General features: G+C 69.1%; 11 protein-coding genes and 2 pseudogenes. 6 read left to right on the forward strand and 7 right to left on the reverse strand.

Features of this window, described 5'->3' with window-relative positions; all coding sequences use genetic code 11:
• Positions 1-13 precede the first annotated feature (13 nt).
• Complete coding sequence (locus NQO67_RS42985) at positions 14-178, reverse strand: hypothetical protein (RefSeq protein ID WP_255956109.1); 165 nt, start codon at positions 176-178, stop codon at positions 14-16.
• Positions 179-961: 783 nt separating this feature from the next.
• Between NQO67_RS42985 and NQO67_RS42990 the strand changes: the two genes are divergently transcribed.
• The 4 genes and pseudogenes from NQO67_RS42990 to tpg all read left to right on the forward strand — a co-directional run bounded on the left by NQO67_RS42990 (position 962) and on the right by tpg (position 3,900).
• Entirely contained in the window at positions 962-1,423 is a 462-nt protein-coding gene (locus tag NQO67_RS42990; protein ID WP_255956096.1) for a pyridoxamine 5'-phosphate oxidase family protein, read from the forward strand.
• A gap of 642 nt (positions 1,424-2,065) precedes the next feature.
• A complete protein-coding gene (locus NQO67_RS42995) occupies positions 2,066-2,707 on the forward strand; it encodes a snapalysin family zinc-dependent metalloprotease (protein WP_255956097.1) in 642 nt (213 codons plus the stop codon).
• 268 nt (positions 2,708-2,975) lie between these two features.
• Positions 2,976-3,341: pseudogene (locus NQO67_RS43000) on the forward strand (telomere-associated protein Tap); the annotation flags it as partial.
• Positions 3,342-3,344: 3 nt separating this feature from the next.
• Positions 3,345-3,900 (forward strand): annotated as a pseudogene (gene tpg / locus NQO67_RS43005) (telomere-protecting terminal protein Tpg).
• Positions 3,901-3,943: 43 nt separating this feature from the next.
• Here the strand turns inward: tpg and NQO67_RS43010 are convergent.
• Positions 3,944-7,723, reverse strand: coding sequence for a WD40 repeat domain-containing protein (locus NQO67_RS43010; protein ID WP_255956099.1), 3,780 nt, complete (start codon positions 7,721-7,723; stop codon positions 3,944-3,946).
• Positions 7,724-8,365: 642 nt separating this feature from the next.
• On the opposite strand from NQO67_RS43010, the gene NQO67_RS43015 reads away from it, so the two are divergent.
• Positions 8,366-8,926: an RICIN domain-containing protein gene (locus NQO67_RS43015; protein WP_255956101.1), complete on the forward strand. Its 561-nt coding sequence runs from the start codon at positions 8,366-8,368 to the stop codon at positions 8,924-8,926.
• Between the two features lie 436 nt (positions 8,927-9,362).
• On the opposite strand, the gene NQO67_RS43020 is transcribed toward NQO67_RS43015, so the two are convergent.
• From NQO67_RS43020 to NQO67_RS43035, 4 genes are all read right to left on the reverse strand, one after another.
• Positions 9,363-10,097, reverse strand: coding sequence for a tyrosine-type recombinase/integrase (locus NQO67_RS43020; protein WP_308295755.1), 735 nt, complete (start codon positions 10,095-10,097; stop codon positions 9,363-9,365).
• Between the two features lie 660 nt (positions 10,098-10,757).
• Entirely contained in the window at positions 10,758-11,774 is a 1,017-nt protein-coding gene (locus NQO67_RS43025; RefSeq protein ID WP_255956102.1) for an NAD(P)/FAD-dependent oxidoreductase, read from the reverse strand.
• Positions 11,771-12,301 (reverse strand): isoprenylcysteine carboxyl methyltransferase family protein, encoded by a 531-nt coding sequence (locus NQO67_RS43030; RefSeq protein ID WP_255956103.1) that lies wholly within the window; start codon positions 12,299-12,301, stop codon positions 11,771-11,773. Before NQO67_RS43030 ends, NQO67_RS43025 begins: the two co-directional genes overlap by 4 nt.
• Positions 12,302-12,308: 7 nt before the next feature.
• Positions 12,309-13,370: a type III polyketide synthase gene (locus NQO67_RS43035; protein ID WP_255956104.1), complete on the reverse strand. Its 1,062-nt coding sequence runs from the start codon at positions 13,368-13,370 to the stop codon at positions 12,309-12,311.
• Between the two features lie 237 nt (positions 13,371-13,607).
• Here NQO67_RS43035 and NQO67_RS43040 point away from each other — a divergent pair, with 237 nt between their 5' ends.
• Positions 13,608-14,648, forward strand: coding sequence for a UbiA family prenyltransferase (locus NQO67_RS43040; RefSeq protein ID WP_255956105.1), 1,041 nt, complete (start codon positions 13,608-13,610; stop codon positions 14,646-14,648).
• A gap of 569 nt (positions 14,649-15,217) precedes the next feature.
• Here the strand turns inward: NQO67_RS43040 and NQO67_RS43045 are convergent.
• Positions 15,218-15,874, reverse strand: a complete 657-nt coding sequence (locus NQO67_RS43045; protein ID WP_255956107.1) for a replication-relaxation family protein — start codon at positions 15,872-15,874, stop codon at positions 15,218-15,220.
• Between the last annotated feature and the right edge of the window lie 98 nt (positions 15,875-15,972).

Below are 15,972 nucleotides of genomic sequence, written 5' to 3' on the forward strand. Positions count from 1 at the left end.
CCCGTATCGACGACTATGAGCACATTTTGGCCCGGATGAGGGCTGGCGAATCCCGCTCGATGGCCGCCTGAAAGGCGACGGTGCTCACCACACCATGCTCGGCGTTGCCCACCGGTGCAGCCTCACCCTGGCCGGGCAACGAAGCAACGGACTGGTCAACCAGCATGCCGTAGATCATTTGGGGGACGACCCTCGCAGCGGCAGCCGCACGCTTTTCTCCGTCTGAACGAGGAGTGGGGCTTCTCCAGGGAGGAGACATGCGGGTTCGTCGTCGGGCTGCTCCTCGTCAGGAAGAACACCGGACGGCTCGCCGCCGCAGGTGTAGGACCACTGCGTCGATCCGGTGCGAACGTCCAGGGTGAGAACGGTTCCGTCATCGGTGAGGCAGTGCACGGTCCCGCCGGCGATGACTGGCGAACGAGCCCCGCCGGGTCAATGCTGACCGCGTCCTCGGGGCGGTCGCGCCCGCGTCGGCGACCGCGATGTCCTGCACGACCAGGCCGGACGGGAGGGTCACATTGATGGCTGCAAGGAGTTCGACCGGTACGCCGACCGCTCGGGCCGCGGCGTCCAGGACAACGTGGAACCGGAAGGACGCCCGCTGGTGACGCAGACCGAGGGCAGGGGACATCACCAGCGACCCCCCCGAGCAATTCGTAGCGGTACCTGCGGTCTTCGTCCAAGGCCAGGACATCGTCGACGACCCGTGGCTCGCCGTGCTCGATGCTGGAAACGATCCCCTTCCGCCCATCTCCTTGGCCCCCAGTGGGCCCGGCCAGGCGACCGGTGTCGCGTACCGGTGGCTCCGTCGCGGTTCGTTGAATCTCCCCACCCCACGTTCGTAGGTTTCCGCAGACTTGTTCACCTTCGTTCCCGCCCGAGACGGACGTGGATATCGGCCAAGGGTTGTAGGGCCTCAGCCCCATGTGGTTTCCGAGCTTGCTGGCTAGCGTCGGCGACTATGCGGAACAACAGAATCGTTCACCGCTCGATGATCGAACGTAGACGCGAAACTTGCGACCGCCTTGCCACGGAGCGGGACGTCTGGGTGGCGACAGCTCATCCCGATCACGGCCCCCACCAGGTCCCCTTGTGGTTCGCATGGGACGGGAAAGCGGTCTGGGTGTGCACGAGCGCAACGTCCGCGACTGTGCGGAACGTACGCAAGGACCCGCGGGTGCGCCTGTCACTACCGGACACCTTCGATGTCGTGCTGCTCCAAGGGGATGCGCAGTGCTTCACGGACCAGACCGTGCCTGCGGACGCAGCGGACGCGTTCGCCAGCAAGTTCGGCTGGGACCCGCGCAGAGAAGACGGCCCCTTTGTGTATCTACGCATAGCGCCGAACGTGGTACGTGCTTGGCGCGGAGAGCCGGAATTGAGTGGCAGGGTCATCATGCGTGGGGGTGCTTGGCTTGAGTAGTCGCTGCGCTGGACGGGCGGCCCGCCAGAGACGACCTTCCACTCTGGACCTGTGGTGTGGCCCAACCTAGGCAATTGGGCTGTGAGCAGGCGGGATGAATCTCAGACATCCCCATCATGGCCAGGCCCAGGCCCAGGCCCAGGCCCCGAGGGTTCGCACGAGCCACACCACCCGCCGCAGCAGACGCTCCACCGGCGTGGCCCACTGGGCGACTGGTGGCTGTTTGGAGGCCGGGCCGGATCCGGAGGCGCCTTCGTTTTGCCTGCGCCTGCTGGTCCGAGAGTTCACCCGGCTCGACCACTCGTCCCCTTGGACAGTTTGCTGCCGACTGGCCAGGGCCGATTCCAGCGTCCGTGACAGCCTGGTCTTGCCGACACCGCCCGCCCCATGGAAAACCAGCAAGTGGGTGCGCGGCGCCATTACGCGGGCTGTTGCGGGCTTTCGCCGGCACTGGACGGAGGGGAAAGCCTCTCGGCCCGACGCGCGGACCACGACGTGCGGACCCGACCCGCGGCCGCGCGTCGCGTCCCCGTTGCGGACTATGGCGCAATGCCGCCTCCTCCTCCACGGTTGAACGGCTCGACACTCCCTGTGGACCGGACCTGTCGGTCATCGGTCATTCGCGCCGGGACGGGGAGACTCATGACCCACAGATCACTTGCACACCACGCGGCACACCCCAGACGTGCCACCTGCGGCGACACCAACTCCCACCGGACGCGGCCACTGCGCCGGACGCTGGGGCTCGTTCTGGCAACCGTCAGCCTGGCCCTGGGGCCCATCGGCGCCGCGCAGGCCGCACAGCCGGACGGAACGACAACCCAGGCGGTCGCGCTGACCTACAACGACGAGCTGGCACCCAGTTACCAGGCGGAAATAGCACAGGGCGCGGGGATCTGGAACGCGGCCGTCAGCAACGTGACGCTCGTGGAGACCGACGGTACCGCGGACTTCTACTTCGTCGAGGGCGACGGCCAGTGCACCGATCCGCCCAGCACCGACGGCACGGGACATGGCGAGATATGCCTGCCCCGGCCATCCTCCGGGACCGGGACCTACAGTCCGCTACGCGTCATCACACACTCGGTCGGGCACGTCCTGGGCCTTCCGGACCACTACTCCGGTCCGTGCAGCGAGCTGATGTCCGGCGGCGGCCCTGGCCCCAGCTGCACCAACGCGTCCCCAAACGCGACCGAGAGCGCCACGGTCGACCTGCTGTGGGCAACCGGCGCGTCGGAGCCGTCGGCCTGGCCAACGCTGACACCGGCCACCCCGATTCCATGATCCGCGTCAAGGGGGACTGCTTTAACGAGCACACCAGACGAGCGTGCGGCTTCTCCAGCCTCTCAGAGGTAGGAGCTGAGCCCCAGCAGCCGCTGACCAACGTGCGGGAGGCGGTGGCCTGGGCCACGAGCCAGATCGCTGGCGAGCGCCGGGCCACCGTCTGGAGGGTGAGCCGGATCGGTGTGTCCGGCAGCCGGGTTACGCGATTGGGCGGGTGACGCGGTGCCGTGATGCGCTGGTGAGTCGCAGCGCGAGTGGGGATGTGCACGAGCGGTGGCCGGCCCTTCAGCGCTCGACCTGGCGCCCCGACATCCGCGCCGCGGTCATCAGCAAGGCGCGGGTCAACATGCGGCGCAAGCTGCTCAACATGGCGAAGATGACGGGCCTGTACCCGCTGGCCGTGCTGTCCGACTGTGTCGTCTACCCCTCGCCGGGTGACGGCCCTCTGGCTTTCCTGCCCTACAGCGCTTCGGGCAAGCCGCAACCTGGCGGGTTCCGTCTGGGGCCCACGCCGGGCTTGGCGAAGCTGGAGGGCGTCCAGGAGAGGACATGGGCGGTCGACCTGATGGAAAAGGGCCTCAACCCGGCCCGGCACATCAAAGGCGGCGACGCCGTCCTTGACGAAGGGGAGTAACCGGTGGGGAAGATCGAGGACGCCATCGAGCGAGCCGACTGGGAAGCCTTCACCCGCCAGCCGCCAAAGACCCTGAAAGGTCAGATCGGCTTTTTGATCTGGCAGATGAAGACCGCGAAGGCTGTCGCAGCGGAACTCGGCATCACCGCTGATTCTGTAAACCGATACCGGCGTGCACGCAAGCACCCGCCCAAGGACATCGCCGAGAAGATCGGCAACGCGGTGCGGGTGCGCTGGCAGCCGCAGGTCCGCAAGCGCCGACAACGGCAGGCCGCCGCCACCGGCGGGATCACCGTAGAGACCAGAGCCCGCTTCGGCTACACCGCGCCGATCGGCACGACCGACGACGGCCGCTTCCGCCACCTCACCGTGCACTTCCCGCCAGAGTACGCACAGCGCTTGTTCGACGCCCGCGATCAGGGTGCCAGCGACCAGCAGATGCGGCAGATCATCGCTGAAGGCTTCAAAGATATCTATTTCCAAAGACGGCGGCAGCCGGGCGCTGGGACTGTCCGACGTGGCCCTCAACGATATTGACTACCTAGACCTCGATTACTAAGAAAGGCGACCAATGACGGCCTCTGCGATCTGCAGGGGGCATGTCAGCACACCGATCGGTAAGGCACCTGCGGAATGTACGCCTGCCAACTGGTCCGCGAAAGGGATCCCGCGCGTTGGCACACGGTGGCGGCGAGGCGCTGTGGGGCGATGGTGTGGCGGTGCAGGGGCACGTGGTCGCCTGCCGCGTAGAGGGTGGTGTTGTCGGGGCTGAAGGCCAGGGCGAGCAGGCCTGCCCCCGAGGTGGGCAGTGCGGAGCCGACGGGTTGGCTGGAGGTGGTGTCCCACAGCCGCAGGGCGCCGCTGTGGTCGGCGGTCGCCAAGGTCCGGCTGTCTGGGGAAAAGGCCAGAGCGGTGATCTGCACGGGAGATGCCTCGTCGGGTTCGGTGGTGCTGGGGTTGTCGGTGGGCAACGGGGGCGCGGGGTGGGGGGACATCACGCCCAGGAGGTGATCGGCGCGGGTGTTCCACAGGGTGACCCGGCCGGAGAGGTCGCCTGCCGCCAGGTACTTTCCATCGGGGCTGAGTGCCAGCGCTGTGGTGAGGTCCTGACTGAGCGTATGGCGCGACACCTTGCCCGAGGGCAGGTCGACGATGTGGCCGTGCGAGGTGACCAGTAGACGTCCGTCGGGGGTCAGCGCGAGGATCTCGCCGCCGACGCCGGCCACCTCTTTGGTGAGGGTCCTGCGATGGAGGTCCCAGGTCCGGATGGTCTCCTCTTTCGGGAAGCGGGAGACCATGAGCGCTGTTCCGTCGTGGTTGAAGGTGATGCCGTTGACCTGGTTCGTGCCTCTTGGATCCGCGGGCTGGGCCAGGGCGAAGGACGTCTTGGTGTGGTGTGCCGGTATGTCCCACAGTGACACGTGGACAGCGGCCTTGGAACCGTCGATGGTGAAGGCGTCGGTGCCCGCGTAGGCGAGCGTGTCCGAGTCGGGGCTGAAGGCCATGAGGCCCGTACACGGAAGCGGGGGAAGCGAGGCGTCGGCCCGATGCCGGGGGCAGGTTGCTGCGGGAGGGTCGGCCAGGTGCCGGCCGGTGCGCGGGTCAGTGAGGGTGATGCGTAGTGGTCCGGTGTCCGTGTCGTGGTACGCGGTGGCCAGCGTGCTGCCGTCCGGTGCGAACGCAGCAGTCACGGCGCTCTGAGGGTGCCAGGACGGGTCGAATACGTTGTCCAGTGACAGGGTGCGCACCACCGTTCCCGATCTGCCCGCCAGATAGTGGATCTGGCGGCGATGCAGGTCGACGCGTAGCTCGCTGACTGACTCGTCGGCCAGTGCATGCCGGAAGACCGGCCTGCCGGGCATGCTGACGCGCCAGACGAGGATCTCACCGGCGGTGGAGGCGGCCAGGAAACGACCGTCAGAGCTAAAGGCAATCTCGCGCAGGCCGGGGTGGGTGATCGTGGGCAACGGCCGTCCGGACGCGACATCCCACCGACGCACCTGGGAGTCACTGCGCAGCACCAGAGTCCGGCTGTCGGGCGTGAACTGGAAGTCCTTCATGAGGCAGTTGACACCTTGTGCCGTGGGCGCCCACGGCGCAGGCAGCCTGCGCCGTCGCGTCACGTCCCACAGCTCCAGCCGCGTGCCGGGCACGCACAGCGCCATGAGCCTGCCGTCCGCGCTGACAGCGGCGTCAGGCGTGGGGTAGGGCGCGCGGGGGCGTTGGAGCATGAGGCGCTGAAGGCTCCACACGTCAGGGGTGGGTCCGCCGGTTCCGTCCTTGCGGTAGGTCGAGGCCCGCATCCGGCGTTCCAGCAGGACGTGGCGGCCGGTCGGGTCGCGCAGTTGGACCACGTCATCAGGGCCCTGTGTGCGGTACAGAACGAGGGTGCGTCCACTGGGGCTGAACTCGGCGCCGGTTTCGGCCGGCAGCTGCGGACCCACGGCACGGCCGGTGCGCAGGTCCCACAGTCGCGTCTGGCCCTTCTCGGTCACGATCAGCTGGCGGGCGTCCGGGCTGATCGCGCCGGGTCTGTTCACTTGGAGATCGTGCAGTCCCTGGTGCACGGCGGTGCGGTGGTGCGTGCGCACGTCCCACTGTGCCACTCGACGGGCGCCGACGCTGACCAGGGTGCGACCGTTGCCCGTGAGGTAGCGCTTGGTGGTGGGATCGGTATCGGGGTCGGTCAGGGCGTCCTGCTCGCGCTGGGCGACTGCGCTCACCAGCGCTGCGCGGGTTTCCGGAAGGTGCGCCAGGGACCACGAGGCCAGGCTCAGCTGCATCGCGGTGGCCGGATCCGTCGCCCGCAGGCTGTCGGCCAGCGCCGCGATCCGCCGGGCCTGGGCCTGGACCTGCTCGCGCTCCTGGGAACGGTCCTGCTGCCAGGCCAGTAGTGCGGCGACTAGGGCGAGTACGGCCACCGCGGACAGGGAGGTGCGCAGTCGTCTGAGCCGGCGCTTCCCTCGAGTCGCGACCTGCTGTTCCTGCCGCCGGAGGGCGACGCTGGCGGCCAGGAAGGAGCGTTCCTCTGCGGTGAGGTGGTGCCGTTCGCCGGTGGCGAAGGTCTCCTCCGCGGTGGTCAGGCGGGTACCCCGATACAGTGCACCGCTGTCCTCGCCCAGTTCTGCCCAGGCCCAGGCCGCTTCGGTCAGCTTGCGGTGCACACGTAGGCGTTCGCGGTTCTCCTCGAGCCATCCGCGCAGCCGGGGCCAGCCGGTGATCAGGGCCTCATGGGCGAGGTGCACGGTGTCGTCGTCGAGGGTGAGCAGGCGGGCGCCAGCCAGCCGCTCAATGACGACGGTGCTGTGCCCGGGGTCTGCGAGGCCATCGAGCTCGCTTCGGGAGGTGGGGCGGCGGGTGTCGGGAGTGCCGTCGCCGGGGGCGACGAGGCGCAGCAGGATACTCCGGGCCAGGTCTGCCTGCTGAGGAGTGAGGCCGGCATGGACGTCCTCGGCCGTCTTCGCGATCGCGCCGTCCAGGCCGCCAGCGGCCTGGTACATCTCCAGGGTGAGGGCGCGGCCTCTGCGGCGGCGCCAGGTCTCCAGCAGGGCGTGGGACATCAGCGGTAGTCCGCCGGGCTCGCCCACCGTGTCCTCGACGACCTTCTCGGTGAGATCGCGAGCCACGATCAGACCAGCTGCCGCCGCTGGTCTGACAACGGCCTCGCGCAGTTCGGCGGGGCTCATGGTTCCGACCAGCACGGTGGAGTGTCGCAGTGCCGCGGTAAGGCCGGCGTGTTCGGCACAGCGGCCGAAGAAGTCCGCCCGCACCGCGATCACCACGCGAAGCCGGCTGTCCGGTGCGCAGGCCGTCAGCAGCAGATCGAGGAAGCTGTCGCGTTCGGTGCCGTCCGCGCCCAGGGTGAACAGCTCCTCGAACTGGTCGATGAGGACAACGGTCTCGCCGGCCCCAGGCGCCGGCTGAAACAGTGCGGCATGGGTGGTGAACGGGCGTGGTCCGGGCGTGAAGATGCGCATCGCCGAGGGCCGCTGCGCGTGCGACCGACCAGTCCGCAGCGCTGGGACGAGCCCCGCACGCAGCAATGAGGACTTTCCGCTGCCCGACGCCCCCACCGCGGCGACCACACGATGCGCCCGCACCGCGTCGACGAGCTGTGCGACCAAGGCCGCCCGGCCGAAGAAGAGGTCCTGGTCATCAGGCTCGAACCGGGCCAGTCCGCGGTAGGGCAGGACGATGCTGTCCTCGTCAGGCCGTAGCCGTGCGGCAGCGGCCTGGGCCACCTCACGCCAGCGCTCCTCCCACTGGGCCACGTCACCGCCGCACGCCTCCACATAGGCCACCAGCGTCGGCAGGCTCGGCAGACGTTCACCCGACGCGGCCTGCGCCAACGTGGAGGCACCGCTTCCGGTGCGGGCCGCCATCTCACGGTAAGTGGGGCTGCCCGCCTCCGTCCGCAGCTTTCGAAGCGCGAACGCTAGCTGCTGTAACGGACCCTCGCCCGGATCCAACGGGCTCTCAGGACGACCGACCACGCAATCCCCCAATTCAACGCACGCTCCCGGCAACCGAAACACCCCGGTGCGCCGACCCGGAACGCTAAGGACTCCTCGACCACCCGGCAACACGGCACGCCACCCCACGGCACACAGCGCCTCGTGCCGCAGAGCAGTGCGCCTGCCCCCTTTCCCACGACAGCTCATGCACCGCCGCCCAGTTTCCTGGCCCCACAGCTTCCCGGGGCGCGGTCCATGTCAGGTGAACGGGATTGTCTGAGCTGGCGAAACGGGCCTGCCAGACAATTCCCGACCGGCAAGACTCCATGGCAACGGCGCTACCGGGTCCCGGCCACTGCACGGCCTCGGTCCGCCTGTCCACTCCTTCCGCAACACGGCCAGGCACGTCACCTCAAGCCAACCGCCCGAGGGGGAAGGGTGCCGCGCGCTCTGGGGAAAGCGCGCGGCACCACCCCACTGGAGACGACCCAATCCCGACCAGTCACAAGCAACGGCATGTGCCATCGATCAAGCCGTCAAGAGCCCACTTAGCAAATCCAGGGAGAAAATATGAAGTTACGCACCAATTCGCTGCTCCGCCGCATGGGAGGGACCCTCGCCGCGATGCTGCTGGCAATGGTCGTCGCATCCCTGGGGTCAGGCAGCGCGACAGCAGCTCAGACAACATCCACGACCCCGTGGCACACGGACGAGTTGACGCAGGTGCGTGCCGGCGAGGTGTACTGGGTCACGCTGCAGAACCAGCACACGGGAAACTGCCTCGACGACAGTTCTCTAGGCGTCCGGGCCATCGGGTGCAACGGCCTCAACTTCCAGAAGTGGCGCCTGATGGTCTGGGAGAACAACCGAGTCGAACTGCTGAACGGCGCGACCGGCAACTGCCTCGACGACAGCGTTGAGTTCCACCTCCGCGCCTATCCCTGCAACGGGGGCACAGCGTGGCAGTCCTGGTATACGCGTGACTGGGGTGGCGTACTGGAGTACCTCAACGGCGCGACCGGGTTGTGCCTCGACGACAGCGAGGTTGGCGTGCGCACGTTCTCCTGCCACGGTCCCACGGACTACCAGAACTGGACCACCTGGGTCGTGTCGCCGCCCACGGCGGCCTGACAACCCTGCGATCGAGGTTTCGTCGGCCTGCTGATCAGCAGGCCGACGAAACCGTTTCTCCTCTTCCTCCGGAACCGGTGATCGCTCTTGGTGCCGAGGTCCGGGCACCCTGCGACCTCTGCCGATTCGGAAAGCACACCAGTCGATGCCCCCAGCCACTCCTACGCCTCGTGCTCTCCGCGATCCTCGTGGCCCGTATGGGAGTGCGTGAGCTTGCTGCGAGCGTCCGGGCGCTCGGGCTCGGCGGTTAGCGGGCCACTGCGCGAGTCCTTTCGCGCCCAGCACCGCACCGATCACGTCCTGCTGCCACCGCCCGGTGTCGGTACCGAAGCCGGCACTGTCGGGACGCAGGCCGCCAGCGGGCCTCTGATGGGTCTGCGAGCCCGTACCCGCCGGCAGGACTGCACCGCGGGGCCGACGTTCGCGGGCGTCGACATCACCGCCGACGTCGACCTCGTGGTCGGCGGCCTGCTGCTCGACTCCGAACTGGTACAGGCCCTGCTCGGCGTTCGGGCACCGATGTCGACCTCGACCGCATCGCCGCAAGCGTCCGACAGCTTCTCCCGGGGAAACCGGCGTGCTCCTGACATTGCGAGGCCAGCGCGGGCTCGATCACAGCCGCACCTCCGTGCCGTCGAACCAACCGGCGGCCCAGCGTCCTCCGGGCGTCCTCTGCGGTGAGGTGCCCATACGTCTCGGTCGTAGTGGTCAGGCTGACGTGTCCCAGCAGCTTGCTGACCACCTCGACCGGGGTGCCGCCCCGCAGCAGCCTGGTGGCGTAGGCGTGGCGATGCCAGTGGGGGTCATAGTCGATGCCGGTCTTTCGGCGCAGCCGTCTGACCAGGTCGTGGACGGCCGCGTAGGTCATCGCATGTCCTTGCGGGGCAGCCCAGAGGCTGACGAAGGCGTAGTCGGAGTCGAGGTCGCCATACTCGATGTGCATGTAGTCGGCGTACAGCCGGATCAGCTCGGCGCTGACCGGGATCGTCCTGCTCGTCGCCGACTTGGTGCGGGCGTCGTTGGCGTTGAGCCGCGGCACTACCGACAACTCTCGGTCGGCGACAGCCCAGTCCTCGTGCCGCAGGCCGACGGCCTCCCGATCCGCCATGCCGGTGTCGAACAGGACGGCGAACAGCAGTCGGTCCCACAGTCGCTCGCAGGCGTCCAGGATCGCCTGGGCCTCGGCAGCAGTGAGGGATGCGCGGGAGCTTCTTCGCCGTCCTCAGCGAGATCGCCCGCCGCGGCTGCGGCCGGCCCTTGGCGACGTGGTGCAGAAATGGCTTCCACGCGGTGCTGCCGCCCGGCTGGCTGCCAGGCCGTCAGCAGCTCACTCAGGTCGACACCGTGGCGGGCGGCGTGCTGGTAGAAGGCGCTGACCGCCGAGGGCTTCCGGTTCACCGTGGACTCAAGCAGTGATGCTCGACCGACGGCGGCACCGCCACCGCCCCAGCCCAGGGCATCAGGCCACGATGCACCCGCCCCTGACACCCGCCCCGCACCACCATCTCTACTCACCACGCCAGAACAGCAGGTTGAAGGCGCTATCTGACGTGGTGAGGTGAGTATCCAGACTTCCCTCCGGCCTCTACCTGCCTGACCATCCCTGGAGAAAAAGGAAAGGGGGTTGGCAAAGGCAGAGCGTGGCAGTCGGGAATCCGGGGGCGCTGCGCTGTGCCGGGCGGGTGGTTGTGTCGGCTGGGGAGGCCGCCGACACGGGAGTGGCACGGGCGGCAGGTCCACCCTCACCGCCTGTCAGCGGCGCAGGCCTACTCGGTGTCGAGCGGGCGATATTGCCTGCCGAGGCACATGACGGCAGGCATCGACGTTCCGGTCAGGCGAGTCGGTGGACGGCTGCGGTGAAGAGCGCCGGGAAGCGGGCGGCGACGGGAACGATGTTCTGGGCCAGAGGCCGCTGAGTGCGCAGCCACAACAGCGATGCCGTCATCAGGCGGTGGTGCCTGGAGGCTTTGCGCCAGGCCCGGCCGTAGTCCTGGGGACGGTCCCGGCGAAGGCACCGTACGAGCTCGGCGGCGGTGGCGAACGCCACCGCCATGCCTTCGCCGGTCAGCGCGTCGATGTAGCCGGCGGCGTCGCCGACCAGCAGGACGCGGCCCGCGACCGGCGTCCGGACGCGCTGACGCAGGGGGCCCGCGCCGCGGGTGGCGGTCGCTGCGGCGGTGGGAAGTCGGGCGGTCAGTTCCCGGAAAGGAGCCAGCAGGGTCTCGAAGGGGGCGCGCTCGCCGGTGAGGACGGCGACGCTGACCAGGTTCGTGCCGACCGGGGTGACGTACGCCTCCGCCCCCGCCGTCCAGTGCACCTCGACGTAGTCGGTCCAGGGCGGCACGGCGAAGTGCCGGCGCTGCCCGTACCGTGCCGCCCTGCTGCCGGGTGGCAGGCCGAGGCTGAGGTCGCGTCGGATTCGCGAGTGCAGGCCGTCCGCCGCGGCGAGGTACCGCGTGGTGATCCCGGCCGCGGTCACGCTCTCACCGTCCTGGCGTACACCACCGACCCGCGCGGCAACCACCGGAATGCCGAGTTCGGCGGCACGACGGGACAGCGCACGGTGGAGTTCGGTGCGCCGCACCCCTTGCCCGGGGTGGCGGGGGAAGGGTGCTTCGATCCGGTGGCCGGCGTCCAGATAGCGGATGCCGCGCAACGGACAACCGTCCATGGTGACGCCCAGATCGGCGAGCGCCTGCACGGCCGTGGGCATGAGCCCTTCACCGCAGGCCTTGTCGACCGGACCCGGCCGCGGTTCGACGACCACCACGTCAAGCCCAGCCCGAGCGGCGTTGATGGCGGTGGCGAGGCCTGCCGGGCCGCCTCCCGCGACCAGGAGGTCGATCATGTGCTGCACACGGCCGCGGCGGGTGCCGCGCGCAGGGCAAGGCTCTCGCAGCGCAGCCGTACCCCGAGCAGGAACAGGTTGGCGAGAGTGAAGCCGGTTGCGGTGATCCAGGCGCTGTGGACAAGGGGCAGGGCGACACCCTCGACGACGACGGCGAGATAGTTCGGATGGTTCATCAGCCGGTAGGGACCTGCGCCGACCAGGGGCAGGCCGGGTACGACGATGACCCTGGTGTTCCAGCGCGGGCCGAGCGTGTGCACGCACCACCAGCGCAGGGCCTGGGAGGCGAGAACGAGGGCCAGCATGGGCCATCCGAGCAGCGGAAGGAAGGGCCGGCCGGCTGCGTGTGTCTCGATGAGACAGCCGGCCAGCAGCCCGGTGTGGAGCAAGACCATGACCGGGTAGTGCCCGCGCCCGTACTCCCTGGCGCCGCGGCGGCGGCTCCATGCGGCGTTGCGCCGGGCGACGAGCAGTTCCGCGACGCGTTCCGCAGCCACCAGCAGGATGAGCAACGTGTCAGGGGACATATGCGGGCTACCAGCGGAGCAGGACGAGTTCGGAGCTGAAGCCCGGCCCCATGGCGAGCACCATGCCTGGTGTCCCGGGCAGCGGGTGGTGCGAGCGCAGGGTGTCGTGCAGGATGTGTAGGACCGAGGCCGAGGAGAGGTTGCCTACGGCGGCGAGCGAGCGCCATGTCAGTTCCAGGGCACGCGCGGGAAGTTCCAGGGCCTCCTGCACGGCTTCGAGGACCCGGGGTCCGCCCGGATGGCAGATCCAGGCCGTCACGTCGTGGAATTTCACGTCGTGATCGGCGAGGAAGGCCCTGACCTGGCCGCCGATCCGGCTGCGGACCAGATCGGGCAGGTCGCTGCCGAGTACGATGCCGAATCCCGCGTCGCCGATGTGCCAGCCGAGCAGTTGCTCGGTGTCCGGGAAGAGATGGCTGCGGGCCGCCACCACGGTGGGCCCGCCATCCGGCCCGGCGGGGTGGTCCTGGCCGACGGCGACGACCGCGGCAGCGCCGTCGCCGAACAGTGACCCGGCGACGAGATTTGCGGCCGAGCGGTCCGTCCTCTGCAAGGTCAGCGAGCAGAGTTCGACCGAGAGCAGGACGGCCACGCCCTCGGGCCGGCTCTCCAGGTAGTCGTGCAGCCGGGACAGCCCCGCAGCGCCCGCCACGCAGCCAAGGCCGAACATCGGCACCCGTTTGACGTCGGGACGCATGCCGAGCCGCCACGCCAGCCTGGCCTCGATCGACGGTGCCGCGATGCCCGTCACCGAGGTGAAGACGATCAGGTCGACGTCCGGCGGGCTCACTCCCGCCTTCTCCAGTGCCGCCGTGATGGCCTGTTCGCCCAGGTCCATGGCTACGTCGAGGAAGGTGTCGTTGGCCTCGCCGAAGCCGTTCAGAGCGGCATAGCGTTCCAGCGGCATGGCCAGACAGCGGCTGCGTACCGTGGCTGCGGCGTGCAGCCGATCGTGCACCGCACGCTCCTTGCGGCCCACCACGCCCATGGCCACGAGCGCGGCTTTGATTTCGCTCTGCTCGTAGCGGTACGGAGGCAGTACCGCGTGCACGGCAGCGATTCGAGTCATCATCGCAGCATAAGATCGCATCGGCACGAAAGCGGTCATATACGCCAACATGGTGATGGTGTCCTGCCCGGTTGCGTCTCCCCTGGCCGCAGGGTCGGCCACGGCTAGCATCGTGACGTGCCCCGTACCGGAGCCCCCGAGGCCGGACCCCACGGCGTTCGCTCTCGCGAAGCGGGGCCGCGCCCGTCCCCCTCCGTGGTTACCGGCCTGGTACGGGCCTGCCATCCCGCACCGGCCGTGACGGTCACCGTGCTGATGGCCGCGCTGGCGGCGGCGTCGGGGCGGGGCCCGGTGGGGTGTGTGCTGGTGGCTGCCGCGGTGCTGGCCGGTCAGTTGTCGGTGGGCTGGAGCAACGACCGGATCGACCGTGCACGGGACGTTGCCGCGGTACGTCGGGACAAGCCCCTGGTGACGGGGGTGTCGCGGCCGGGCTCGGTATCGGTCGCGGCGGGCTGTGCGCTTGCCCTCTGCATCCCCCTGTCGCTGGCCGGCGGACTCGGCGCCGGAGCCGCTCACCTGGTCGGCGTGGCCGCCGCCTGGGCCTACAACCTCGGCGTCAAACGGACCGTATTCTCCTGGCTCCCCTACGCCGTGGCCTTCGGACTGCTGCCCGCGTTCGTCACGCTCGGGCTGCCCGGCCATCCGTGGCCACCCGCCTGGGCCGCCACCGCGGGAGCGCTGCTCGGGCTGGGCGCACACTTGACCAACGTGTTGCCGGACATCGACGCCGACCTGGCGGCAGGCGTCCGAGGTCTGCCGCAACGCCTGGGCAGGCGCAGAACGCGCTGCCTCGCCCCCGCGCCGCTGTTCGCCGCGTCGGCGGTGCTGGTGTTCGGCCCCTCACAGGGGCCGGCCATCCCCGGTCTGGCAGCCCTGGCCGTCACCAGCACGCTGGCCCTCTTGACGGCGCTGCTCCCCGACAAGGGTCCACACAGCCGGATCCCCTTTCTCGCCACTCTGGCACTGGCCGTGACTGCGGTATCCCTGTTGCTTGCGAACGGCCAAGCCCTGGCTGATCCACTCGGTCGGTCGCACAGCACCGAGAGGCACCGCTCCAGCGACCCTGGGCCGGTCACCGCACCATCGCTGCCGACCGGAAGACAAGCGCGTACCCCGGCCGGACCCGACATGGCGGCGGTGGTGAATGCCCGCCGCAAGGAGGGCAGCCGATGCGCGCACCTGACGTCGTCACGCGGCGACGAACTCCTCCACAGGGACAAAGGGGTCGGGGTAGGTGATGGTCTGCACGAGAGTGTCGGTTGTTGCTCGTCATCGTGATGTCGGTGAAGTGTGGGGCCCGTGTCGGGGTTGGCGGGCACCACATGCCAGGCACATCCCGTCGCCCCAGCTCCTGGCCGGCGCCGGGGTCTGAAAGATGGTGCCGCAGTCCTGGCACGTCTGGCGGCGCAGATCGGCCCGGCGCCGGGCTTCCCGGTTCCGGCAGGCGCCGCACATCCCCACACCGGGGTCGGGAAGACCTCGCCGCAGTCGGTACAGGTGCGGCGCTGTTGCATCTGCCGGCGCTGACAGAGCCGACGGCGGGCGCGTCTTCGCCGACTGCTCCGGATCCCACAGGGCCACCCGGTCCCCGTACCAGCGGGTGTGGATCGCAAAGAAACGTGCTATAGCCTATGTATTTATATCAAGAGCTAACAAAGCTACGCGAGTTGGTGTATGCGCTTGGATACCCGCTCGCGTACGCGAGGGGCAAAGTCACCCGTCCGGGTGTTCGGCGAGCGCGGCCGGCCCAGACCACGGCTGGTCAGCGCACGGTCGACTACTTCGCTACGGAGGGTCTGCGGGCGAAGCGGAGTACAGACCCGTGCCACGTCTGCGACAGCCGCGCGTCATGGCTGCCGATGCCCGGACTCCGTCCAAGGACTCGCTGGTCGGGATCGTGGACGGGGCGCCACACGGCTGCGGAGGGGTCGTGTTGGAGCAGGTCGACCAGCGGCGCCCGCGAGGACGGGGACGCCGTACGGGAGGCCGGGCAGCAGCCTGGCGCCGGCGCGCAGGGCGCTGATCCGGTTGTCGACACCGGCCGGTCCGGTGCCGTTCAGGACGAACAGGACGCGGGGGAACAGCGGATAGCGCCGCCGCCACTCCTGCACCGCCGGTTCCTGAAGGGTCGGCCGCCGTTCCGGAACCACCGGCACGTAGCGGTAGAGGCGGGCGCACGAGGTCAGTTTGGCGGCGAGGCGTTCGGGGCCCTTGGTGGCCCGGTCGACTTTTACGAACGCCCGCAGCATCGACCCGTTGTCCCCGTCGACGGGACCGCGCCGGTAGTACTGGAGCGCGTCGGGGATGACGGCCTCGCCGCTCCCGATCGGGTGGTGGACCTGGGGAATCCAGTCCAGCGGCTCGCACCCATTGCAGTGGCGGTGGGTGTTTTTGTGGAGATGAGTGTGGTCTTGGTTGTGGTCGGTGTGTGGCTGGTCTTTAGGGGTGTGGTGGTCGGGTGGGGTGCGGTTCTGGATGGCCGGTGCCGGTGTAGGTCGGGCCATTTGTAGGCGGGCTGCACGTCGTACGCGGTCGGGAACCATATTCGGGTCCGGCCGGCCTGTGGCAGTGTGTTGGGGTAGAGCAAGTTTTCGGTGTGCGG

This window comes from Streptomyces odontomachi, assembly GCF_024435355.1.
GTDB lineage: Bacteria > Actinomycetota > Actinomycetes > Streptomycetales > Streptomycetaceae > Streptomyces > Streptomyces odontomachi.

Coding starts and splice junctions, on each gene's coding strand:
- NQO67_RS42985 (WP_255956109.1), bottom strand. CDS start 178: ATGATCTACGGCATGCTGGTTGACCAGTCCGTTGCTTCGTTGCCCGGC.
- NQO67_RS42990 (WP_255956096.1), top strand. CDS start 962: ATGCGGAACAACAGAATCGTTCACCGCTCGATGATCGAACGTAGACGC.
- NQO67_RS42995 (WP_255956097.1), top strand. CDS start 2,066: ATGACCCACAGATCACTTGCACACCACGCGGCACACCCCAGACGTGCC.
- NQO67_RS43010 (WP_255956099.1), bottom strand. CDS start 7,723: ATGGCGGCCCGCACCGGAAGCGGTGCCTCCACGTTGGCGCAGGCCGCG.
- NQO67_RS43015 (WP_255956101.1), top strand. CDS start 8,366: ATGAAGTTACGCACCAATTCGCTGCTCCGCCGCATGGGAGGGACCCTC.
- NQO67_RS43025 (WP_255956102.1), bottom strand. CDS start 11,774: ATGATCGACCTCCTGGTCGCGGGAGGCGGCCCGGCAGGCCTCGCCACC.
- NQO67_RS43030 (WP_255956103.1), bottom strand. CDS start 12,301: ATGTCCCCTGACACGTTGCTCATCCTGCTGGTGGCTGCGGAACGCGTC.
- NQO67_RS43035 (WP_255956104.1), bottom strand. CDS start 13,370: ATGACTCGAATCGCTGCCGTGCACGCGGTACTGCCTCCGTACCGCTAC.
- NQO67_RS43045 (WP_255956107.1), bottom strand. CDS start 15,874: ATGGCCCGACCTACACCGGCACCGGCCATCCAGAACCGCACCCCACCC.